This window comes from Streptomyces sp. SCUT-3, assembly GCF_014083985.1.
In the GTDB taxonomy this organism is placed as follows: Bacteria; Actinomycetota; Actinomycetes; order Streptomycetales; family Streptomycetaceae; genus Streptomyces_H; species Streptomyces_H thermolineatus.
Genome location: NZ_CP046907.1, coordinates 5,598,387 through 5,620,232 on the forward strand (window position 1 = coordinate 5,598,387; position 21,846 = coordinate 5,620,232).

Genomic DNA, 21,846 nt, shown 5'->3' on the forward strand with positions numbered 1-21,846 from the left:
TTGAGTGTGGCGTTCGTCACACCGGGGCGCTTCCGGCCCCGGAGAGGTTTGCACCTGCTCCCGCGAGTGCGACGGCGCACGCCCCGGTGCACCGCGGCGCACACCGGCGCCTCTCCGGCCGTGCGGCCGCCGCACCCCGTCACCGCCCGGCCGCGCGGCCCCCCAGGTAGTACACGGCGAAGGCCCGGCGGATCACCGGCTGCGCCATGCTCCGCACCCGCACCCCGCCGCTGGTCGTGCCGCGCTCGGTGCCCGCGCGGGCGTGCCCGTGCACGACGAGGTCGGCGCCGACCGCCGCCCCGGCCGCCGCCCCGGCCGCCGTCGCCCCGCCCTCCAGCATCTCCACGCCCGCGTCGGCGAGGACGGAGGCGACCTCCTGCGGCCGCTCGTCGTGGTAGTCGTGATTGCCCAGTGCCGCGGCCACCGGCACCGCGGCCCGGCGGCCCGGCATTCCGGCGTTCCGAAAAAATCACGCAATTCACCCGTACCATCCCGGGTCGGGCCGACGCGGGCCGCCTCCGGTGCCCGGCCGCCCGGCCGTCCGCCCGCGCCGTCCACCCGTCGGGACGTCGCACGGCCAGGTACCTGAAAGGGGCACCGAGCCTGTAGGTTCTTGCGTCGTGGAGGAGCTGGACCGGCAGATCGTGGAATTGCTCGTCAGGGACGGGCGCATGAGCTACACCGACCTGGGCAGGGCCACCGGCCTGTCCACCTCGGCGGTGCACCAGCGCGTGCGGCGCCTGGAGCAGCGCGGCGTCATCCGCGGCTACGCCGCCGTGGTTGACCCCGAGGCGGTGGGCCTGCCGATGACCGCGTTCATCTCGGTCAAGCCCTTCGACCCCGGCGCACCGGACGACGTGCCCGAGCGCCTGGCCGACATCGCGGAGATCGAGGCCTGCCACAGCGTGGCCGGCGACGAGAGCTACATCCTCAAGGTGCGCGTCGCCCGCCCGGGGGACCTGGAGCACCTGCTCGCCCGCATCCGCAGCCAGGCCGGGGTGTCCACCCGCACCACCGTGGTGCTCTCCACCCCCTACGAGGCGCGCCCGCCCCGCCTCCACCCCGACACCGCCGGCTGACCTCCACCCCTGCACCGCCGGCTGACCTCCGCCCCCGGCCGCCCCGTCCTCCTCCGCCCGGCCCTCCGCCGCGAGCCGGATCCGCCGCGCCGCGCCCACCCCGGGCGCGGCCGCGGGCCGGGCAGAGGCCAGACTGGTGCCATGAGCGATCACCACGGAACCGTGCTGCTGCGCGGCGGCACCGTCTACAGCCCCGCCGACCCCTTCGCCACCGCGATGATCGTGCAGGACGGCACCGTCGCATGGATCGGTTCCGAGGGCGCGGCCGACGGATTCGCGGACGGGGTCGACCGGGTCGTCCACCTCGAGGGGGCGCTCGTCACCCCCGCGTTCACCGACGCGCACGTGCACACCACCGCCACCGGCCTCGCCCTGACCGGGCTCGACCTGGCGGGCGCGGCCTCCCTGGCGGACGCCCTCGCCCGCGTCGCCGAGTACGCCGCCGCCCACCCCGGTGACGACGTCGTGCTCGGCCACGGCTGGGACGCCGCCCGCTGGCCGGAGAACCGCCCGCCCTCCCGCGCCGAGCTGGACGCCGCCACCGGCGGCCGTCCCCTCTACCTCACCCGTGTCGACGTGCACTCGGCCGTGGTCACCACCGCCCTGCTGGACCGCGTCCCCGGCGTCGCCTCCCTCCCCGGCTTCGACCCCGCCGGGCCGCTCACCCGGGACGCCCACCACGCGGTGCGCCGCGCCGCCCAGGCCGCGGTCGGCCCCGGCCAGCGCCGGGACGCCCAGCGGGCCGCGCTGCGCCGGGCCGCCTCCCTGGGCATCGGGACCGTGCACGAGTGCGCCGGCCCCGACATCTCCTCCGAGGACGACCTGACCGGCCTGCTGCGCCTGGCCGCCGAAGAGCCCGGCCCCCGGGTCTTCGGCTACTGGGCCGAGGCGGTCCGGCCGGGAGGGGAGGAGGTGCTGCAGCGGGTCCGCGACCTCGGCGCGGTCGGCGCGGCCGGGGACCTCTTCGTCGACGGCTCCCTGGGATCCCACACCGCCTGCCTGCGCACCCCCTACGCCGACGCCGGCACCACCGGCGTGCTCCACCTGGACGCCGGACAGGTCGCCGACCACGTCGCCGCCTGCACCGAAGCCGGACTCCAGGCCGGCTTCCACGCCATCGGCGACGCGGCGCTGGACACCGTGGTGGCCGGAGTGCGGGCCGCGGCCGAGCGGGTCGGCCTCGCCCGGATCCGGGCCGCCCGCCACCGCGTCGAGCACGCCGAGATGCTGGACGCGGACGCCGTCGCGGCCTTCGCCGACCTGGGGCTGACCGCCTCCGTCCAGCCGGCCTTCGACGCCGCCTGGGGCGGCGAGGAGGGCATGTACGCGGCGCGCCTGGGCAACGAGCGCGCCCGCGCCCTCAACCCGTTCGCGGCCCTGCTGCGCGCCGGGGTCCCCCTCGCCCTGGGGTCGGACGCCCCCGTCACCCCCCTCGACCCGTGGGGCACCGTCCGCGCGGCGGCCTTCCACCGCACCGCGGAGCACCGCGTCTCCGTGCGCGCCGCCTTCACCGCGCACACCCGCGGCGGCTGGCGGGCGCTCGGACGCGACGAGGCCGGCGTCCTGGTGCCCGGGGCCCCCGCGGACTACGCGCTGTGGAACACGGCCGGCGACCTCGTCGTCCAGACCCCCGACGACCGCATCGCCAACTGGTCCACCGACCCGCGCTCGGGCACCCCCGGCCTGCCCGACCTGTCGCCGGGCACCGAACTGCCGCGCTGCGTCAGGACGGTGGTCGGCGGCCGCACCGTCTTCGCCTCCACGGACGAGTGACGCGGGATCGCGCCGTACCCCGGAACGACGACGGGCGGGGTGCTTCGTCCGCCTTCCCGCGCCCCGCGCTGACCTGCTGTTTCTCCGCATCCCCGCAGATGGGGCCCAGGTTGACAGACCGCGGGCGGATACCAGTAGGTTCGGGGGCGTCCACCACAGGACGTCCGACCGGGGAACCCCGACGCGACCCGTGACCGCCTCTGGGCCACGGGCGGTGCTTCCGAGGAAGCACCGCCACCGGCAACCAGGTCCAGCGGGCAGGCCGGGAGCGCGGCCCGCCGCCAGGCGTTCCGGCCGGTCGGCAGGTGCGACCCGGGTGGGGTCCGGACGCTCAGTAGACAACGGCTCTCGGTCGACCCGCAGCCGGCGGGTCCCAGGTCGGCCCGAAGGGCGTCCGGGCCCGCACCCGCAGCCTCCCCACGCGGCAGGCCCCGGGCACCACGGCCCCCGGGCCCCGCCCCGCGGCCCCACGGACCAGCAGCCCCACGGAGCCCGGGTGCAGCCGCTCCGCACGGGACCTCCCCGCCGGGGCCCGCCCCGTCCTCGCCCCCGTCCCCGCCCGCGCCGGGCACCCCGGACGATGTACCGTCACCTCACCGACTCACCGACTCACCGACTCACCGACTCACCGACTCACCGACTCACCGACTCACCGACTCACCGACTCACCGACTCACCGACTCACCACCGCACCACCTGCAGGAAGGCCGTGACCGTGCACGCGCGCTCCGCCGACGCCGCCGCGCCCGCCGCGGCGGCCCCCGGCCCGGACCGGAAACCGGATCCGGCTTCCGCCCCGCCCCGGACGACAGCAGAGGCCACCGGCGGCACCCCCGCGCCCGGCGCCCCGGCGGAACGCCCCGGACGGCTCCGCCGGGCGGGGGCGTCCGTGCGGCGCAGCGCCCCGCGCACCGCCGTCGCCGCCGCGGCCGGCGTGGCCCTGGCCCTCGCCTTCCCGCCCTACGACCTGTGGCCGCTGTCCCTGCTCGCGGTGGCGGCCCTGGCCCTGCTCGCCCGCGGACGCACCGCCCGGCAGGGCGCCTGGCTCGGCTTCGCCCTGGGCCTGCCGTTCTTCGCCGTCCTGCTGGTGTGGCTGCGCGTCATCGGATTCGACGCGGTGATCGGCCTGGCGGTGGTCGAGGCCCTGTTCTTCGTGCCGATGGGGGCCGGCCTGGCCGTCACCTCCCGGCTGCCCGCCGCGCCCCTGTGGGGGGCCTGCCTGTGGGTGGCCCAGGAGTGGGCGCGCGACCGGCTGCCCTTCGGGGGGTTCCCCTGGGGGCGCCTGGCCTTCGCCAACACCGCCACCCCCTTCACCCCGCTGGCCGCCCTCGGCGGCGCGCCCCTGGTCACCTTCGCCGTGGCCCTGACCGGAGGACTGGCCGCCGCCGCGGCGGCCGCGCTGTGGTCCCTGCGCCGCCGCGCCGCGTCCGGGGAGCGGGCCGACGGCCCGGCCGCCGGGAAGGCCGGGGACGGCGAGCCCGCAGGGACGGCCGCCGGCGAGCCCGCAGGGGCGGCGGCCGGGGCACGCCCGCGCCGTCCCGCCCCCGCGGCGGCAGTCGCCGGAGCCGCAGCACTGGCCGTGGCCGTCACCTGCGCCGGATACGCGGTGCCGGTGCCCACCGCGGCCGACGACACCGTGTCCGTCGCCGTCGTCCAGGGGAACGTCCAGCAGCCCGGCATGGACTTCCTCGGCCGGCCCATGCTGATCCTCAACAACCACGTCGAGGCCACCCTCGGCCTGGCCGAGGACGTCGAGGCCGGCCGTCTCGAGCGCCCCGACCTGGTGATCTGGCCGGAGAACTCCTCCGACCTGGACCCCACCGCCGTCCCCGAGGCCCGCGCCGCGATCGACCGGGCCGCCCGGGCGGTCGGCGCGCCGATCCTGGTCGGGGCCCTGGTCGACGGCCCGGACGAGCACCACGTGCAGAACAACGGCATCGTGTGGGACCCCGCCACCGGCCCCGGCGCCTCCTACACCAAGCAGCACCCGGTGCCGTTCGGCGAGTACGTGCCCTACCGCGAGGCGCTCAGCAAGGTGATCACCCGGCTCGAGCGGGTCCCCCGCGACTTCTGGCCGGGCGAGGACACCGGCGTCCTTCAGGTCGGCCCCGCACGCCTGGGCGACGTCATCTGCTTCGAGGTCGCCTACGACGGCATCGTCCGCGACACCGTCAACGACGGTGCCCGCGCGGTGGTCGTGCAGACCAACAACGCCACCTACGGCAACACCGGGCAGCCCGAGCAGCAGCTGGCCATGTCCCGGCTGCGGGCCGTCGAGCACGGCCGGGCGTTCGTCACCGCCGCGACCAGCGGGATCAGCGCGGTCGTCTCCCCGGACGGGCGGGTGCTGCAGCGCACCGAGGAGTTCACCCAGGACGTGCTCACCGCGGACCTCCCCCTGCGGGACGCGCGGACGGTCGCCGACCGAGTCGGCGCACTTCCGGAGTGGACCCTCGCTATCGTGGGCCTCCTCGCCTGGGGGACGGGGAGCGTCCTCGCCCGCCCGGGCCGACGCGACCAGAAGGGGCAGCAGTGAACGACGGCGGCGGGCAGCGGCGGTTCGGTCCGCTCGGCACGGTCCTGGTGATCGTCCCCACCTACAACGAGGCCGAGAACATCGAGGCGGTCGTCGCACGGGTGCGTGCCGCGGTCCCCGAGGCGCACGTCCTCGTCGCCGACGACAACAGCCCCGACGGCACCGGCAAGATCGCCGACGAACTGGCGGCCGCGGACCCGCAGGTGTCGGTCCTGCACCGCCGCGGCAAGGAGGGCCTGGGCGCCGCCTACCTCGCCGGGTTCGCCTGGGGCGCCGAGCGCGGCTTCGGCGTGCTGGTGGAGATGGACGCGGACGGCTCCCACCAGCCCGAGGAGCTACCCCGGCTGCTGACCGCCCTCAAGGGCGCCGACGTGGTCCTGGGCTCGCGCTGGGTCCCCGGCGGCCGGATCGTCAACTGGCCGCGCTCCCGCGAGTTCCTCTCCCGCGGGGGCAGCACCTACTCCCGCCTGCTGCTGGACGTGCCGATCCGGGACGTCACCGGGGGCTTCCGGGCCTTCCGGGCGGAGGCGCTGAAAGAACTGGGCCTGCGGGACGTCGCCAGCCAGGGCTACTGCTTCCAGGTCGACCTGGCCCGGCGCGCGGTGCGGGCGGGCCTGCGGGTGGTCGAGGTGCCGATCACCTTCGTCGAGCGCGAGCGCGGGGACAGCAAGATGAGCCGGGACATCGTCGTCGAGGCGCTGTGGCGGGTGACCGCCTGGGGCGTGGCCGGCCGGGTGGGCTCCATCCTGGGCCGCCGCGGCCGCTGACCGGACGGTGCCCCGCCCCGGACAGGCCCCCGCCCCGGCTCCGGACAGGCCCCCGCCGGGCCCGCCGGCCGTCGGGGCACAATGGGGCGTATGACGAACGGCCTGCCGCACGCGAACGGCTCCAGGACCCGCCGCTTCCGCCCCCGGGCACGCACCGTGGTGCCACTGGCCCTGGCGGCCTGGGCCGTCCTGGAGATCTGGCTGCTGGCGACGGTGGCGGGGGAGTTCGGCGCCCTGGCCGTGGTGCTGCTGCTGGGAGCCGGGTTGGTCGGGGGCGCCGCGGCGGTCAAGCGGGCGGGCCTGCGGGCCTGGCGCAACCTGGTGGATTCGGTGCAGCGCGGCGAGCCCCCGGCCGAGGGCTCCGGAGCCGGGGCGGCGATGCTCGGCGGCCTGCTGCTCATGGTGCCGGGACTGCTCTCCGACGCCGTCGGCCTGCTGCTGCTCTTCCCGCCCACCCGGGCGCCGCTGCGCCGGGCCGCGGAGCGGGTCCTGGCCGGGCGGCGCACGGCCGCGCCCGGCTCGTTCGGCGACGCCTTCCGGCAGGCCCGGTCGGTGAACGAGCAGATGCGCATCCACCGGCCCGGCGGCAAGGTCGTCCCCGGCGAGGTGGTCCGCGAGGACGGCGGACGGGCACCGGGCGGGGGACGCGAGGACGCCCCGCGCCCGCCCCTCACCCCCTGAGCGTCCTCACCCCCGGGTGTCCGGAGCCCCTGGGCATCCGGGGGTGGGCACGCGAAAACGGCACGCGAAAACCCGGGCCGCGGCGCAGGGGGGACGGCGTCGCGACCCGGGGAATACGGCGGGTCCCGCCCGGTGGGCGGGGGTTCCCGGCGCCCCTCAGGCGCTCTTGCGGTTGTCTCGCGGGTGCACCGCCAGGTTCATGGCCCCGGAGCGCAGGACGGCCAGCCGCTCGGCCAGCACCTCCTCCAGCTCCTCGCGGGTGCGTCGCTCCATGAGCATGTCCCAGTGCGTACGGGCGGGCTTGGTCTTCTTCTCCTCCGGGCCGTTGCCGTCCACCAGGAGTGCGACGGCACCGCAGGCGCGGCACTCCCACTCCGGCGGAACCTCGGCCTCAACAGAGAACGGCATCTCGAACCGATGTCCGTTCTGGCATGCGTACTCCACCGTCTGGCGGGGTGCCAGATCGATGCCGCGGTCGGTCTCGTAGCTGGTGGCCCCGAGTCGCGTGCCGCGGAGAGCTCGCTCACTCATGAATCGTGCCTCCCGGGCTTGTCGCCCACAGGACAGTCGTCGCTGTCGTCGTCATCCGGTCAACGTCCGGTCGGCGGTGAAGATTCCCGTTCCGGGACATGCGTCGCCCGTCGTGCCGCCCCTGTTTGTACCCGTCATCGACCGGTTTGTCACTTCTGACGACGGATGTCACCCCGTGATTTCACGCCATCGACATGCAGTAACAGTTCATCCGGCCGGGTCAACCGCGTACACTACCGGCCCGCACCCGCAACGCCTAAATCCTCTCCGGCGCCCGATTGCCTGCGGCCGCCACCGCCCTGTGCACCGGCACCCTCGCCAGGAGCACGAAACCCAGCACGAAGAACCCCACGAGCGAGAAGATCGCGTCGCGGTAGCTACCCGTCAGCTGGTAGGTCAGTCCGAACAGCAGCGGCCCCAACCAGCTCGTGCCCCGGTCGCTCACTTCGTACACCGAGAAGTACTCGGCCTCCTTGCCGCGGGGCACCATCTGCGAGAACAGCGAGCGCGACAGCGCCTGGCTGCCGCCCATCACCATGCCGATGGCGGCCGCCAGCACGTAGAACCACACCGGTTCCCCCGCGGGCAGGAAGTACGCCGCCGCGACGGTGGCCGTCCACGCGACGAGCGAGCCCAGAACCGTCCGTTTGGCCCCGTACCGCTGGGCCAGCCGCCCCAGTAGCAGGGCGCCGGCGACCGCCAGCACCTGCACCAGCAGCACCGCGCCGATCAGCGTCGTCTGGTCCAGCCCCAGCTCCGCGGAACCGTAGACCGAGGCCTGCGAGATCACCGTCTGCACGCCGTCGTTGTAGACCAGGTAGGCCAGCAGGAAGAACAGGGTCAGCGGGTAGCGGCGCATGTCCTTCACCGTGGCGAGCAGCTGCCGGAAGCCGCCCGAGAGCGGGCGCCCGGCGGAGGCGGCCGACGGGCCGCTGCGCCGGTCGCGCAGCCTCACCAGCGGGACGATCGCGAACAGCCCCCACCACAGCCCGGCCGTGGCCAGGCAGATGCGCACCGCGTCCCCCTCGGACAGGCCCAGCGAGTCGTGCCCCAGGAACAGCGCCAGGTTCGCCAGCAGCACCAGCGCGCCCGAGACGTAGCCGAACGCCCACCCTCTGGAGGAGACCGCGTCCCGCTCCTCCGGCTCGGTGATCTGCGGCAGGAAGGCGTTGTAGAGGACGCTCGCCGTGGCGAAGGAGACGTTGGCGACGATCAGCAGGGCCCCGCCGAGCAGGTAGCGGTCCCCGGAGAGGAAGAACATCCCCGTCGTGGCGGCGGCCCCCAGGTAGGCGAAGGCGCCCATCAGGGGCTTCTTGCGCCCCGACCGGTCGGCGACCGCCGCGACCACCGGCATCACCAGCACCGACAGCAGCACCGACATCGACACGGCGTAGGGGAAGTAGGCGCCGGCCCGCACCGCGATCCCCAGGGGGTGCACGTAGCCGTCGGCGTCGGCCGCGGCCTCGGCCACCGACGTCAGGTAGGGCCCCAGGAAGACCGTGACGACGCTGGTGGAGAAGACCGAGTGCGCCCAGTCGTAGAAGTACCAGCCGCGCTGTTCGCGCCTGCGCTGCGCGGCGTCGGGCCGTTCGGCCGTCGTCTCCGCGGCCGCCGCCCCCGGGCCTGATGCACCCACGTGTCCGTCCCCGATCCCTGTGCGCCCCCGTACGGTCCGACATGCTGGCACAGATGCCCGCCCGTCAGGGCCCCGAGCGGGAGGGAATTCCCGCGGAACGATCACGATTCGGCGGCGGACCCCGGACGCCGGGGTTCCGGATGCCGGGAACCGGGCCGCCCGGGACGCCCCGCGGGCCCCGGGGGCGGGCCGGGACTCCGGGGGCGGCGGGGACCCCGGGGGCCCGGACCCCGGCCCGCCCGGGACGGTCAGGGGCGCCCGGCGGGCGGCCCGTCCCAGTGGGCGGCGCGCACCCGTTGCAGCCACGCCTCCACCGCCGGCTCGTCCGGCGCCGGCGGCAGCACGCCGGGACGGTCGAAGACCTCCTCGGCCCGGGAGAGGAATTCCAGGCCCAGGTCCGGGTCGGCGGCGATCCGCTCGCCGTCCTCACGCACCCGGCCGGGGTCCTCCAGCCGGATCTCCAGGTGCCCGGTGAGGTGCAGCCGCGTGCCCTGCTCCAGCAGCCTGACCAGGTGCCGGGCGTGCTTGGCGGCGCGCCCGGAGGAAGGGCCGCCGCCGCGCTCGCGCAGCCGCCGGAACTGCTGCCCGGCGTACCCCAGGTACGCGTCGCGCACCCGCCGGGCGGACAGGAAGCGGCCGCGCAGCGCGATCAGGTCGTCGCCGAGCGCGGTGCGCACCTCGTACAGCTCCCCGGGCAGCCAGACCAGTTCGCTCGCGGTGGGGTTGCAGCCCAGCGCCAGCCGGCACCACTTGGCGGCCTCGTGGTACGTCGTGTCCGGATCGGTGGTCACGTGCGACTCGGCGGGCCGGTGCAGCCCGTGGAAGGCGCTGGTGGGCGCGGCGAACACCCCCAGGCGGTCGGTGTCGGAACCGGCGTGCGCCAGCCCGTAGGCGGTCGACCCGACGATCCCGGACAGCAGCACGCCGGTGACGGCCCCGGCCGGGCCGCCCGCCCCGGCGGCGACCCCGGCGGCGGTGCTCGTGGCGCTCATGGTGTTCGCGGTGTTCGCGGTGTGCGCGGCGGTCAAGCGAATTCCCCCTCGTTGCGGACCGGACGCCCCTACCGGGCGCGGTCGTCGGCGACCCGCAGCAGCATCTCCAGGTCGTCGGTCATGATGCCGTCCACGCCCAGGTCGAGGAGCCGGTGCACGCGGTCCGCCTCGTTGACCGTCCACACGTGCACCTGCAGGCCGTAGTGGTGCGCGGTGCGCACGAACGCGGCGTCGACCACCCGCACGCCCGCGTGCCGCTCCGGGACCTGCACGCACACCGCCCCGCGCAGCGCCGCCTCCCCCAGGAGCCGGGGCGGCACCATCCGGCCGCCGCGCGAGAGCAGCCGCAGCCCGGCCACGGCACGGGTGCCCAGCGAGGTGGCCAGCCGCGGTCCGGCCAGCGACCGGGCGCGGGCGACCCGGGCCTCGGAGAACGAGCCCACGCACACCCGGTCCCACGCGCCGGCCCGCTCGATCTCCTCCAGCAGGGGGACCAGGGCCGCGTCCGTCTTGGCGTCCACGTTCCAGTGCGCCTGCGGCAGTTCGCGGAGCAGGTCCGCGAAGCGCGGCACCGGCTCGCGGCCGGCGATCCTGGCCCGGCTCACCTGTTCCCACGTCAGGTCGGCTATCCGGCCGCGGCCGTCGGTCACCCGGTCCAGCGTCGTGTCGTGGAAGGCCACCAGTTCGCCGTCGGCGGTGGTGTGCACGTCCGTCTCCAGGTAGCGGTACCCCAGGGAGGCCGCGCGGCGGAAGGCGTGCAGCGAGTTCTCCAGCCCGTCCGCGGTGCCCCCGCGGTGCGCGAACAGCAGGGGGCCGGTGCGGGCGAGGTACGGATGGCGGGCGTTCGTCACCCCGGCAGTATGGACGCAGGCTCCGGAGCGCCCGGCCGCGGGTCCGCCGCAGGGCCCGGCTCCGGAGCCGCCCCGGCCTCCGCCTCCGCCTCTGCCCGCGCCCGCGCCCGCGGCTGCGGTTCGGGGAGGGCGAAGCGGCGCAGGAAGAACTGCGCCAGCGGGCCGATGGCCAGGGCGTACAGCACCGTGCCGATCCCGGCGGTACCGCCGAGCGCGATCCCTCCGGCCAGCACGGTCAGCTCGATCCCGGTGCGCACCAGCCGCACCGAGCGCCCGGTGCGCGCGTGAAGCCCCGTCATCAGGCCGTCGCGCGGGCCGGGGCCGAAGCGGGCGCATATGTACAGCCCCGTGGCCGCCCCGTTGAGGACCACGCCGAACACCAGCAGCGCGGCGCGCAGCGCCGGGTGCTCCGGCGCCGCGGGCAGCAGGTGCAGCGCCGCGTCCATGGACAGGCCCACCACGAGGACGTTCGAGACGGTGCCCAGGCCGGGCCGCTGCCGCAGGGGGATCCACGCGGCCAGCACGCAGGCGCCCGTCAGGACGCTCACCGTGCCGACGGACAGCCCGGTGCGCCCGGCGACCCCCTGGTGGAAGACGTCCCAGGGACCCGTCCCCAGGCCGGCGCGGATCTGGAGTGCGGTGGAGGTCCCGTACAGGACCAGGCCGAGGTAGAGCCGGACGAGGCGGCGGGTGAGGAGCACGGGCTTCTTCCTCTGCTGTCGGCGGCGGAGTGCCGGTGGCGCGGACGGATCGTTCCGTGCCACTGTGTGGCCCGCCGCGGTGCCCGATCCACGGCCAATCAGGAAGAGGTGGACCGCTCCGATGTCCAAGTGGACCTCCGCGGTGGGGGCCGTGCAGCTCGCGCGGATGCTCGCCGCCCAGCAGCCGGCCGGCGCGGCGGCCGCGGGCGCACGGCGCGGACCCGCCTACCGGGACCTGGCCGACGGGGTGCGGCTGCTCGTCACCGAGGGCCGCCTGGCCGTCGCCGCGCGCCTTCCCGCCGAACGCGGGCTCGCCGCCGCCCTGGGGGTCAGCCGCACCACCGTGGCCGCGGCCTACGAGGAGCTGCGCGCCCGCGGTTTCGCCGTCTCGCGCCGCGGCGCGGGCACCTGGACGGCGCTGCCGCCGGGACGCGCCGTCCCCACCGCGGGGCTCCAGCCGCTGCCGCCCGAGCAGGCCGGGGCGGTGATCGACCTCGGCAGCGCGGCCCTGCCCGCCCCCGAGCCCTGGCTGTCGTCGGCGGCCGCGTCCGCAGCGGCCGACATCGGCCGCTACACCACCGCCCACGGCCACTACCCGGCCGGACTGCCCCTGTTGAGGGAGGCCGTGGCGGAGCGGTTCACCGCCCGCGGACTGCCGACCTCGCCCGACCAGGTCCTGGTCACCACCGGGGCGATGGGCGCGCTGAACCTGCTCCTCGGCCACCTGTCGGCCCGCGGCGACCGGGGCGCCGTCGAGGCCCCCAGCTACGCCAACGCCCTGCAGCAGATGCGGCGTGCCGGCGTGCGGCAGGTGCCGGTCGGAACGGGACCGGAGGGCTGGGACATGGGGCAGTGGCGCCGGGTGCTGCGGGACGCGGCCCCCCGCTTCGCCTACGTCGTCCCCGACTTCCACAACCCCACCGGCGTCCTGGTGCCCGAGGAGCAGCGGCGGGACCTGGTGTCGCTGGCGCGCAACTGCGGGACGGTACTCGTGGTCGACGAGACCATGGCGGAGATGGCCGCCGGGGACGGCGTGGTACTGCCCCGGCCGACGGCCGCCCTCGACCCGGGCGGCTCCACGGTGGTGACGGTGGGGTCCGCCGGCAAGGTCTTCTGGGGAGGGCTGCGGATCGGCTGGCTGCGCGGCCCCGCGGAGCTGGTGCGCCGCCTGGCCGCCGAACGGGCCCACCACGACCTGGGCACTCCCGTGCTCGAACAGCTCCTGACCCACCGGCTGCTGACCGAGCACCTGCCGCAGGTGCTGGCCTTCCAGCGCGCCCGGGTCCTGGCCAACCGCGACGCGGTCACCGCGGCGCTGCACCGCGAGCTGCCGCACTGGAGCTTCACCGTGCCCGACGGCGGCCTGACCCTGTGGGTGCGCACCGGTGTCTCCGGCGCCCGCCTCGCGGCGGCGGGCGAGCACCTGGGGGTGCGGATCGCCTCCGGGCCGCGCTTCGGCGTGGACGGAGCGTTCGAGCCCTACATACGGGTCCCGCTGACGGTGGGGGCCGGCCTCGCGGACGAGGCGGCCGCCCGGCTCGCGGCCGCGGACGCGGCGGCGGCCTCCGGCCGCGCCTTCGTGCAGGAGGGCACGGGAACCTTCGTCGCCTGAACCCGGACGGCGCCGGGCCGGCCGCCCTCTCCCGGCGGCCGGCCCGGACGCGCCGGCGCGGTCAGCGGTTCTGGACGGCCCAGAACTCCTCGAACGACAGCAGACCGTCGCCGTTGCCGTCGGCGGAGTTGATGACGGCCTGGGCGACGGTCTCGGTGACGAAGGGGTCACCCAGCTGGGCCATGACGCTCTTGTACTCGGCGGCGGAGATCAGCCCGTCCTTGTTCAGGTCGTACCGCTCGAAAGCCTTGCGCGCAGCCTCGATGTCGGCCACGTGCCCCACCCCTTTCATGTGCCTGTCGTGACCGGCACACACTACCGTCCGCCCCCCGCCGGCCGTTGACGGGCCCGGGACGGCCGCGGAGGGCCTCAGCCCTCGGCCACGGCGGGCTCGCGGACCGCCCGCAGGGTCTTCCGGCGCGGGGGGAGCAGTTCCAGGACCGCCCGGCGCCGGGCCTCGGGGACCTCCTCGTCGTAGGGATCGGGCACGGCGGGGACCTGCAGCCGCACGGCCGGCCCGCTGCCCAGCCGGGCGTACCCGCGGCCCGGCGGGACCTGGGCGGCCCGGGAGGTGGGGGCCGGGACGCCCAGCACGGCCCGGACCTCGCCCGGGGCCAGCGGCCCGAGCGCGACCCGCGCCCGCGCGCCCGCGCACACCGCCGCGGAGAGCCCGTTGCCGACGGCGGCCGGCTCGTCGGCCAGCACCACCGTGACGTTCGCCGCCCGCCCGTGCCGCAGGGGGACCTCCAGCAGGTCCTGGGGATCGGGCCGGTCCTCGGCGCGGGCGAGCCGCCCCAGGACGCCCGGCCGGTCGACGAGGAGCCACAGCGGGCGGCAGGCGTCCTCGGGGACGGGGCGCCCGTCCCGGAGGGCGGCGTTGACCGCCGCCAGCCTCCGCTCGGTCTCGTGCGCCGCCCACTCCAGCCCGGCCAGCGCGCCGGCCAGGTCGCTCTCGACGGCCAGCACCCCGTGCCGTCCCGCCAGGCAGGCGTAGCCGCCCGTGCCGCCGCCGTCGAGGACCAGCAGCTCGCCCTCCTCCAGGGCCTGGAGGGCGATCGATCTCAGCAGGGTGGTGGTGCCGGAACCGGGCTCCCCGAGCACCAGCAGGTGCGGCTCGGTGGAGCGTGCGCCGGTGCGCCACAGCACCGGAGGGGCGTCGCGGCCGCCGTCCTCGCCCTCCACCGGCACGGTCCGGCCGGCGTCGCAGGCGTCGGTGATCCCGAGGAGGATCTCGCCGGGGGCGGTCACGAACCGCTGGGCGCCCACGTCGCACGGCAGCGGCTCCAGGGCGGTGACGGTGAGGCGGTTGCCCTCCTCGTCCCAGTCGAAGCGGTACTCGCGGCCCCGGCCCGCCTTGGCGTGGAGCAGCTGCTCGATCCGCTCCCGGGAGGCGGGGTCGCCGTCGTCGAAGTAGGCGGGGTAGCGCAGGCGCAGGCGGACGGGGCGGTCCTCCCCGTCGAACTCGCAGTCGTCGAAGACCCGGGTGTGGTCGCCCCTGTAGGAGTACAGGGGCTCGGGGTCCCCGGCGTCGCCGAAGTGCGGGACGAGCGCCTCGTACAGGCACCGGAGCCTGGCGAGCGCGGCGGGGCCCGGCCCGGTCGCGACCACCGGGCGCTCGCGCCCGGCCCAGGCGGCCGCCGCGGTCGTCGCGGCGACGGCGAGCACCGGCCCGTAGGGCAGGATCGCGATCACCGCGACGACCGCGGCGGCGATGAACAGCAGCGGCCCGCGCTGCTCCCCGGGAGTCCCGTCCCACCGGGCGCGCAGCCACGCCAGCAGGCGGCGCAGCCCGCGCCCCACCGTGATCAGGGGATGGAAGACGTCGACGGCGTTGTCCGCCGCGGTGCGGACGAGGCCGCGGCCCTTCAGCAGGGCCGCGTAGGGGTTGCGCAGGAGGGTCGGGAGGGGGCGCCGTGCCACGGGGTTTTCTCCTACAGGGGGAGCAGGGGGAGCGGGGGAGCGGGGCACGGGAGAAGCCCGGCCCGCGGGGTTTCCGCGGCCGGGCCCTCCCGGGTTCGCTGCGGGCGGTTCAGAAGGTGATTCCGCCCAGGAGGCCGGCGAGGCTGTCGCCGCCGGCCTTGATGCCGGGGGCGATCCCGGTGCCCGCCAGGTAGAAACCGAAGAGGCCGCAGACGGCGGCGTGGGAGCCCTTCAGCCCGCTGTTGCGGCAGAAGAGGAAGACGATGGTGCCGAGCAGCAGGACGCCCGAGACGGACAGGATCATGGGATTCTCCTGGAGAGTGGGGACCTTCACCATGAGTTATCTCATATTCACAAAAGGTGACTGATCGCGAAAGCGGCGAACGGGTGATTCTTCGGCCGTCCCGGGTCACCGGGACCCGGGGGACGCCGCAGGATGTGCCACGGGATGACGCTGCGTAGGGTGGCCGCAGCACCGCAGCACCGCAGCACCCGACCCGCCAGGAGAGCGACGCGCCATGACCCGTCCTGAGCACGACCCCGAGCCCGCGCACGACCCCGAGGTGCTGCAGCTCGCCGCGAAGGTGTTCGACCTGGCCAGGCGGGGGGCGACCGACACCCTGGCCGCCTACGTCGACGCCGGCGTCCCGGCCGACCTCACCAACGACAAGGGCGACACGCTCGTCATGCTCGCGGCCTACCACGGCCACGCGGACACCGTGAAGGCCCTGCTGGAACGCGGCGCCGAGCCGGACCGCCCCAACGACCGGGGGCAGACGCCGATCGCCGGGGCGGTCTTCAAGGGCGAGACCGAGGTCGTGCGCGCCCTGCTCGACGGCGGCGCGGACCCGGCCGCGGGAACCCCGTCGGCAGTCGACACCGCCCGCATGTTCGGCAAGGAGCAGTTGCTGGAGTGGTTCGGCGCCGGGTAGTCCCGGGGCCGGTCCGATCCCACCCGCCCGGCGGCCGGTGCCGGCCGGGGGAGGGCCGGGCGGCCGGTGTCCGCGGGGTCAGAAGCCGCCGCTGTCCCCGAACCCTCCGCCGAAGTCGCCGCCCCCGCCGAAGTCGCCCCCGAACCCTCCGCCGAAGTCCCCTCCGCCGCCGCCGTAGTCCCCGTAGTGGCCGGCGCCCAGCGCGTGGGCGGGGCCCATGGAGTTCCCCAGCATCGTGCCGATCAGCAGCCCGGGCAGCAGCATCGAGCCGTACGCCCCGTAGTAGCCGCCGGCCCACGGCGCGTACGCGGGCCCGGCGTCCCAGTAGGGCCGCTGCCGGCCGTCGACGGAGACCGTTCGCACCGCCGGGTCCAGGCCGTCCGCGATGCGTGCCGCGTCCGCCGCGCACACCGGTACCGGCCGCAGGCTGCCGCCGTCCGGCGCCCACTGCGCGTCCTCGACGGACGGCCCGTGCCGCGGGTCGAAGAAGCACGGGGGCCGCCGCTCCGGCAGGGGGCGCCCCTCGCGGCGCGCGTCGAGCACGGCCAGGGAGAACCGGCCGTCCTCCAGCGCCTCGCTCACCGCCCGCACGTCCTGCGGCCGCCTCGCCGCCGCCGACCTCGCCTTGGCGGTCTCGTAGGCGTCCAGGGCCCGGCCGTAGTCCTCCAGCATCTGCGGAGTTGCCTTCGGGTCGGAGGGGTGGAAGTCCAGCCGGTCCAGGGCCTCCCCGTAGGCGGTGATGTCCTCCTCCACCACGGCCCGCACCTGCTCCAGCTGCTCGCGCTCCTCCTCGCGGCGGCGCCTGGCGCTCCTGCGTGCGCCGTACAGCCCGGCCCCGGCGAGCAGGCCCAGCAGGACCAGCATCGTCACCAGGACTCCGGCGCCCGCCCCGGAGGACCCTCCCGTGCCGGGGCTGCCGCGGTCACCGGTCCCTCCGCCGGCGACGGCCGCCGAGACGTCGGCCACGAACCCGTCCAGGATCGCCGAGGGGTCGCCCGGGTGCTCCTGCACGTTGCGCGCCGCGATGGAGCGGGAGGTGGAGCCCGGCAGCACGGAGGAGTCGGAGGCCGCGCCGAAGTCGCTCCCCAGCGCCACCGCGTAGACGCCCGGTTCGCCGACCGCCGCGCGCAGCCGGTCGAAGATCCGCCCGCCCCCGTAGGAGGGGTCGGCGGGCAGCACGGCGACGTAGATCGGCACCCCGGAGTCGCGGATGCGGCCGGCGAGGTCCTGGGCCTCCGCGGCGGAGAGCTTGTCCGAGGCGGCCGGGTCCACGTAGACGGGACTGCTGCGCAGCTGTTCGGCGATCTTCTCCACGCCGGTCGCCGCGCCGGCGGTGCCCGCCGTGCCCCACAGCACGGCCAGCACGCTGAGCAGCACGGCCCAGGCGCGGGCGCGGCGGCGCAGCGCCCCGCGCCCCCCGGCGGGCCCTGCGGCCCCGGTGGGTCCCCTGGGTCCGGAGGGCGGGGGTGGTGCGGATGTGCTCGGTTCGATGGTTCCCATGGCCCGCGCGTACCCGTTGTCGCCCGATATGTGCTTCCCGGGCGACTCCGGGAGGGGCCCGGTCGGGATCCGCGGTGTTCCCGGACGCCGGGGGCGGTCCCCGCCGGGCCCGGCCCGCCGGAGCGGGGCGGCGGGCCGGGCCCGGCGCGGCGGGGTCAGACGGGGCGGCCGGCCGTCTGCAGCGCGGCCTCCACGACCGCCTCCGCCTCGCGGGCCAGGGGACGGATCCACACCCGGCGCGGGTGCTGCCCGGCGGCGGCGCGGACCTCACCGTACGGGCGCCATCCCCACCCGCTGTAGTCGTAGTCCTCCCCGGTGGGGGTCTGCCAGTCGGTCACCAGGACCCCCAGGAGCTCGTCGCGGTCCTCCAGCAGTTCGTCGTGCAGGCGGCGCCCGATCCCCTTCCCCAAGTGCTGCGGCAGGACCATCAGGTCGGCCACCTCGAAGACCTGCCCGGAGGCGGTCAGCTCGTCGACGCGCCGCGGGACCTCGCCGTCGAAGTCCTGCCACCAGTCGCCGTCGCGGTCCACCGGGTGCCCGAAGGCGCACCCGGCCGGCACCGTCGCCGCGCTGGCGACCACCATGTCGAAACCGGGCTGCCGCGCCCGCACGGCGAACCGCTCGAGGAAGCCCTCCCTGCCGCGGAACTCCCCGCCCGCGACCTCCGCGTAGGCCTCGACGAACATGTCGGCGAACTTCTCGCGGTCGTTCTCGGCCTGCCACCTGGTCAGGTGGCGCATGAATATCTCAGCCATCTACCTGTGCTCCTTGCCCTTCTCCGGGCGGTGCCGGCCGGCGCCGCCCGGGGTCGCTCATTCCTCCGGTGCGAGCAGCCGTCCGGTCCCGCGCTCGCGCACCGTGACGGCCTCCATGGGGCAGGACTCGGCGGCGTCCAGCACCGCCCCGTCCGGCCCCACGAAGGCCCGGACGGGCCCGGACCTGCCGCCGGTGAGCACGAAGCGGCCCGGGGCGGTGCCGACGCAGATGCCCGAGCCGATGCACCGCTCCCGGTCGACCGCCACCTCCCAGAGCCCGTCGCCCTCCTCCCGGCCGGCGTCCCCGCCCACCGCTCCGCCGTCCTTCTGCACCGTCGCGCTCCGTCCGTCCGCTTCCTGTTCCTGTTCCTGCCGCCGGACCGCCCCGCCGGGGGCCGTCCCGTCCGGGGGCGGCGTGCCCGGGGGCGGCGTGCCGGGGCTCACCAGGCCACCGGCATCAGCGACGGCCCGCGCACCAGCAGCCCGGTCTTCCACACCACCGCGTCCGGGCCCCCGTCGAACCGCAGGCCGGGGAAGCGGCGCAGCAGCGTCTCCAGCGCGACCTGCAGTTCCATCCGGGCCAGCTGGGCGCCCAGGCAGTGGTGCGGGCCGTGGCCGAAGCCGACGTGCGGATTGTCCGACCGCCCCAGGTCCAGGCCCTCCGGGTCGGAGAAGACCTCCGGGTCCCGGTTGGCCGCCGCCGCGGCGACGAGCACCGGCTCGCCGGCCCGGACCGTCACCGGGCCGAACTCCACGTCCTCCAGCGCGTAGCGGGGGAACGCCCCCGCCGCGCCCAGCGGCACGAACCGCAGCAGCTCCTCCACGGCGCGCGGCACCAGCTCCGGCTCCCGGCGCAGCCGCGCCAGCTCCTCGGGGTGGGTGAGCAGGACGTAGACGAAGTTCGGGATCTGCGAGGCAGTCGTCTCGTGCCCGGCCACCAGCAGTCCGACGGCCAACTGGACGAGCTCCTCCTCGCTCAGCCGGTCGTTGTCCTCGTCCCGGGCCCGCACCAGCGCGCCGAGCAGGTCGTCGGCGGGGCGCTCGCGGCGCTCGGCGATCAAATGGGCCATGTACCCGTTCATCGACTCGATGTGGTCCTGGACCTGCTGGCCCGTCAGCTTACTGGTGCTCAGGAAGGCGTCGGACCAGATCCGGAAATCCCCCCGGTCCTCGAAGGGCACGCCGAGCAGTTCGCAGATGACGGTGATCGGCAGCGGCAGGGCGAACTGCTCCACCAGGTCGGCCCGGTCGCCGCCGGCGGCCATCGCGTCCGCCAGGCCGTCGGCGATCTCCTGGGTGCGCCCGCGAAGCAGCTCCACCCGGCGCATGGTGAACGCCTTGGCGACCAGCCTGCGCAACCGGGTGTGGTCGGGCGGGTCCATGGCCAGGATGCCGCCCTGCCGCCGTAAGTGCGCGTGCATCCGCGGCTCGTCCCGTTCGAGGGCGGCCGCGCGGCTGAACCGCGGGTCGCCCAGCACGGTCCTGACGTCCTCGTGACGGGTGGCCAGCCAGGCCGGTTCGCCGTAGGGGAGGCGGATCCGGCACAGCGGCTCCTCCGCCCGCAGCTTGGCGTAGAACGGGTCCAGGTCGAGCCGGTGCGGCTCGCTGAAGGGGTAGGCGTACGTCTCGCCGCTGACCGTCATGGGCATCTCCTCGGGGGCCGGGTCCTGGCCGGCGGGCAGGGAGGGCCGGGGGAGAGGAGCGGTACCGCCCGTGCCCCCCGGGCGTCTCCGACACGCCCGCCGCGCCCGCACCGGCACCGCCGCGCGCGGGGCGCGGCCGGGCGGCACGGGACGACGGCGGGACCGGGCGCCCGTCCCGCCGTCCCCCTCATTACCCGTGCCGCACCCGCGCCACACTGCGCGGCCGAATCCCGCCCTTCGCGCCCCCTCCGTGCCCTCCGCGTCCGGCCGCTCCGGGCCTGACGCGACCGGGCCTGACGCGACCGGGCCGGAGCGGCCGGCGGGACACCGGAGGCCTGCCGGCGTACGGCGAAAGCCGTGCGGGGCGCGGGCGCGGGGCGCCGGCTGCCGGGTGCGGGCCGGGGCCGGGCGTGCGGCGGGAGCGGTCGGGCAGGATGGGAGCCGTGCGGCTCCATCCGGTCACCCCCGCCCTGCTCGCCGAGAGACTCGCCGACCGCATCGCGGACCTGCGCCCCGCCGACGGCGGGAGCCGGGTGTGCGCGGCAGTGGACGGAGCCCCGGCCGCCCGGCCGGAGGCGCTCGCCGACGCCCTCGTCGAGCCGCTGCGCCTGCGCGGCCGCCACGTGCGGCGCATCCGCACGGCGGACTTCCTGCGCCCCGCCTCGCTGCGCCTCGAGCACGGCCACCGGGACCCCGACTCCTTCTACGACCTGTGGCTGGACGAGGGGGCGCTGTGGCGCGAGGTCTTCACCCCCGTCCTGCCCGGCGGAGACGGCCGTGTCCTGCCCACCCTGCGGGATCCGGCCACCGACCGGGCCACCCGCGCGGAACGGGTCGAACTCCCGCCCGGGGGAGTGCTGCTGCTCGACGGCCCGCTGCTGCTGGGCCGCGCCTTCCCCCTCGACCTGGCGGTCCACCTGCACCTGTCCCCGGCCGCCCTCGAACGCCGCACGGCGGCGGACGAGCGGTGGACGCTGCCGGCCTTCGCCCGTTACGAGGAGGAGGTCCGGCCCGCCGAGGCGGCCGACGTCCTGGTGCGCGCCGACGATCCGCGGCACCCCGCCTGGACCGGCTGACCCCGCCCGGGGCGGGGCCCGGGCGCCGCGCCGGGCCGCGCTCAGGCCAGGGTGACCCGCTCCTGGGCGCCGCCGTCCTGCCGGGTGATGCGGAACCGCCGCGGGTCGAGCCCGCCCGCCTCGATCGCGGACAGCACCGCGCTGCGCTGCTCCGGGTCCAGGGCAGGGGTGCGCGAGAGGACGAAGCCGCTGTTCCGGCTGCGGTCGGTGACCACCGCCCAGCGGTAGTCCGGATCCAGTCCGACCACGATGTAGTTCGCCCGGTCGCGGTGCCGGAAGCCGCCGGGGAGCCTGAGGAAGGAGACGTTCAGGCGGGCGTTCCCGGCGTCCAGGGGCACGGCCTCCCCGACGGCCGTGACGACGCTGCCGGCCCGGGTGACGCAGCTGTTGCGCACGCTGACGGCACCGGACGGCGCCCGCCCGTACTCGGCCCTGGCGTTCTTGGCGCACCGCGCCTCGAACCAGCGGGGGACCGCCGCGTACTGGTACCACGTGCCCAGGTAGCGCTCGAGGTCCAGAACGGCCACCGCCGCCGGCTCCACCGGGGCGCGTCGCCCCGACCGCACCGCGGCGGTCACCCCGGCCGCTGCGGCCGCTCCGGCGAGGGAGGCCGCGGCGACGACCGCCCCGGCCGACTTGTGCTCGGTCTTCACAGCTGGCTCCGTTCTCGCTCCCCGGGCTTCTGCCTCCCCTTCTGTCCCGGATCGCCCCCTCGAACCGCCCGGACGGCGGACCCCGCGCGGCGGACGGGCTCCGGCGCGGGGCGGCGGTGCGGGCCCGCGTCCGGGCCCGCGCCCGGATCCGGACGAGGGGCGGTCCCGGTCCGGTCCCCGTGCCACAATTCGCCGGAGTGTCGGGCAG

At 76.3% G+C, this 21,846-nt stretch carries 21 protein-coding genes and 1 pseudogene; 8 read left to right on the forward strand and 14 right to left on the reverse strand.

The window, feature by feature from the left end; translation table 11 throughout:
* Positions 1-139: 139 nt before the first annotated feature.
* Positions 140-430 (reverse strand): annotated as a pseudogene (locus tag GQS52_RS24695) (hypothetical protein); the annotation flags it as partial.
* Between the two features lie 190 nt (positions 431-620).
* Here GQS52_RS24695 and GQS52_RS24700 point away from each other — a divergent pair.
* The 5 genes from GQS52_RS24700 to fxsA all read left to right on the forward strand — a co-directional run bounded on the left by GQS52_RS24700 (position 621) and on the right by fxsA (position 6,836).
* Positions 621-1,079 carry an Lrp/AsnC family transcriptional regulator gene (locus GQS52_RS24700; protein WP_182315661.1) on the forward strand — a complete coding sequence of 153 codons (459 nt, stop codon included), beginning with the start codon at positions 621-623 and terminating at the stop codon, positions 1,077-1,079.
* Between the two features lie 141 nt (positions 1,080-1,220).
* Positions 1,221-2,852 (forward strand): amidohydrolase, encoded by a 1,632-nt coding sequence (locus GQS52_RS24705; RefSeq protein WP_182315663.1) that lies wholly within the window; start codon positions 1,221-1,223, stop codon positions 2,850-2,852.
* Between the two features lie 889 nt (positions 2,853-3,741).
* Positions 3,742-5,388 carry an apolipoprotein N-acyltransferase gene (gene lnt / locus GQS52_RS24710; RefSeq protein ID WP_259371195.1) on the forward strand — a complete coding sequence of 549 codons (1,647 nt, stop codon included), beginning with the start codon at positions 3,742-3,744 and terminating at the stop codon, positions 5,386-5,388.
* Positions 5,385-6,155 carry a polyprenol monophosphomannose synthase gene (locus GQS52_RS24715; RefSeq protein ID WP_182315665.1) on the forward strand — a complete coding sequence of 257 codons (771 nt, stop codon included), beginning with the start codon at positions 5,385-5,387 and terminating at the stop codon, positions 6,153-6,155. Before lnt ends, GQS52_RS24715 begins: the two co-directional genes overlap by 4 nt.
* A 90-nt stretch (positions 6,156-6,245) precedes the next feature.
* Positions 6,246-6,836 carry an FxsA family membrane protein gene (fxsA, locus tag GQS52_RS24720; protein ID WP_182315667.1) on the forward strand — a complete coding sequence of 197 codons (591 nt, stop codon included), beginning with the start codon at positions 6,246-6,248 and terminating at the stop codon, positions 6,834-6,836.
* Positions 6,837-6,992: 156 nt separating this feature from the next.
* Here fxsA and GQS52_RS24725 read toward each other — a convergent pair whose 3' ends face one another.
* The 5 genes from GQS52_RS24725 to GQS52_RS24745 form a co-directional block, all read right to left on the reverse strand.
* Complete coding sequence (locus GQS52_RS24725) at positions 6,993-7,367, reverse strand: RNA polymerase-binding protein RbpA (protein ID WP_182315669.1); 375 nt, start codon at positions 7,365-7,367, stop codon at positions 6,993-6,995.
* Positions 7,368-7,623: 256 nt separating this feature from the next.
* Complete coding sequence (locus GQS52_RS24730) at positions 7,624-9,003, reverse strand: MFS transporter (protein ID WP_259370956.1); 1,380 nt, start codon at positions 9,001-9,003, stop codon at positions 7,624-7,626.
* A gap of 248 nt (positions 9,004-9,251) precedes the next feature.
* Positions 9,252-10,031: a nucleotidyltransferase domain-containing protein gene (locus GQS52_RS24735; RefSeq protein WP_259370957.1), complete on the reverse strand. Its 780-nt coding sequence runs from the start codon at positions 10,029-10,031 to the stop codon at positions 9,252-9,254.
* 32 nt (positions 10,032-10,063) lie between these two features.
* Positions 10,064-10,846 (reverse strand): glycerophosphodiester phosphodiesterase, encoded by a 783-nt coding sequence (locus GQS52_RS24740; RefSeq protein ID WP_182315671.1) that lies wholly within the window; start codon positions 10,844-10,846, stop codon positions 10,064-10,066.
* A complete protein-coding gene (locus tag GQS52_RS24745; RefSeq protein WP_182315673.1) occupies positions 10,843-11,547 on the reverse strand; it encodes a hypothetical protein in 705 nt (234 codons plus the stop codon). The genes GQS52_RS24740 and GQS52_RS24745 overlap by 4 nt, the downstream gene beginning before the upstream one ends.
* A 121-nt stretch (positions 11,548-11,668) precedes the next feature.
* Here GQS52_RS24745 and GQS52_RS24750 point away from each other — a divergent pair, with 121 nt between their 5' ends.
* Positions 11,669-13,159: a PLP-dependent aminotransferase family protein gene (locus tag GQS52_RS24750; RefSeq protein WP_182315675.1), complete on the forward strand. Its 1,491-nt coding sequence runs from the start codon at positions 11,669-11,671 to the stop codon at positions 13,157-13,159.
* A 61-nt stretch (positions 13,160-13,220) separates the two neighbouring features.
* Here GQS52_RS24750 and GQS52_RS24755 read toward each other — a convergent pair whose 3' ends face one another.
* The 3 genes from GQS52_RS24755 to GQS52_RS24765 form a co-directional block, all read right to left on the reverse strand.
* Positions 13,221-13,433, reverse strand: a complete 213-nt coding sequence (locus GQS52_RS24755; protein ID WP_182315677.1) for an EF-hand domain-containing protein — start codon at positions 13,431-13,433, stop codon at positions 13,221-13,223.
* 95 nt (positions 13,434-13,528) lie between these two features.
* Complete coding sequence (locus tag GQS52_RS24760) at positions 13,529-15,079, reverse strand: ATP-binding protein (protein ID WP_182315679.1); 1,551 nt, start codon at positions 15,077-15,079, stop codon at positions 13,529-13,531.
* A gap of 109 nt (positions 15,080-15,188) precedes the next feature.
* On the reverse strand, positions 15,189-15,383 hold the full coding sequence (locus tag GQS52_RS24765) for a hypothetical protein (protein ID WP_182315681.1): 195 nt from the start codon (positions 15,381-15,383) through the stop codon (positions 15,189-15,191).
* 214 nt (positions 15,384-15,597) lie between these two features.
* On the opposite strand from GQS52_RS24765, the gene GQS52_RS24770 reads away from it, so the two are divergent.
* Positions 15,598-16,011, forward strand: a complete 414-nt coding sequence (locus tag GQS52_RS24770; RefSeq protein WP_182315683.1) for an ankyrin repeat domain-containing protein — start codon at positions 15,598-15,600, stop codon at positions 16,009-16,011.
* Positions 16,012-16,089: 78 nt separating this feature from the next.
* Here the strand turns inward: GQS52_RS24770 and GQS52_RS24775 are convergent, their stop codons facing one another.
* From GQS52_RS24775 to GQS52_RS24790, 4 genes are all read right to left on the reverse strand, one after another.
* Positions 16,090-17,511 (reverse strand): hypothetical protein, encoded by a 1,422-nt coding sequence (locus GQS52_RS24775; protein ID WP_259370958.1) that lies wholly within the window; start codon positions 17,509-17,511, stop codon positions 16,090-16,092.
* 155 nt (positions 17,512-17,666) lie between these two features.
* On the reverse strand, positions 17,667-18,266 hold the full coding sequence (locus GQS52_RS24780; protein ID WP_182315685.1) for a GNAT family N-acetyltransferase: 600 nt from the start codon (positions 18,264-18,266) through the stop codon (positions 17,667-17,669).
* A gap of 57 nt (positions 18,267-18,323) precedes the next feature.
* Positions 18,324-18,599, reverse strand: coding sequence for a ferredoxin (locus tag GQS52_RS24785; protein ID WP_259370959.1), 276 nt, complete (start codon positions 18,597-18,599; stop codon positions 18,324-18,326).
* A 107-nt stretch (positions 18,600-18,706) separates the two neighbouring features.
* The gene (locus GQS52_RS24790) at positions 18,707-19,909 is read right to left on the reverse strand and encodes a cytochrome P450 (protein ID WP_182315687.1); all 1,203 of its coding nucleotides are present in this window, start codon (positions 19,907-19,909) and stop codon (positions 18,707-18,709) included.
* 443 nt (positions 19,910-20,352) lie between these two features.
* Here GQS52_RS24790 and GQS52_RS24795 point away from each other — a divergent pair, with 443 nt between their 5' ends.
* A complete protein-coding gene (locus tag GQS52_RS24795; protein ID WP_182315689.1) occupies positions 20,353-20,985 on the forward strand; it encodes a uridine kinase in 633 nt (210 codons plus the stop codon).
* 41 nt (positions 20,986-21,026) lie between these two features.
* On the opposite strand, the gene GQS52_RS24800 is transcribed toward GQS52_RS24795, so the two are convergent.
* Complete coding sequence (locus GQS52_RS24800; RefSeq protein WP_220472796.1) at positions 21,027-21,638, reverse strand: lipocalin family protein; 612 nt, start codon at positions 21,636-21,638, stop codon at positions 21,027-21,029.
* Positions 21,639-21,846 lie beyond the last annotated feature (208 nt).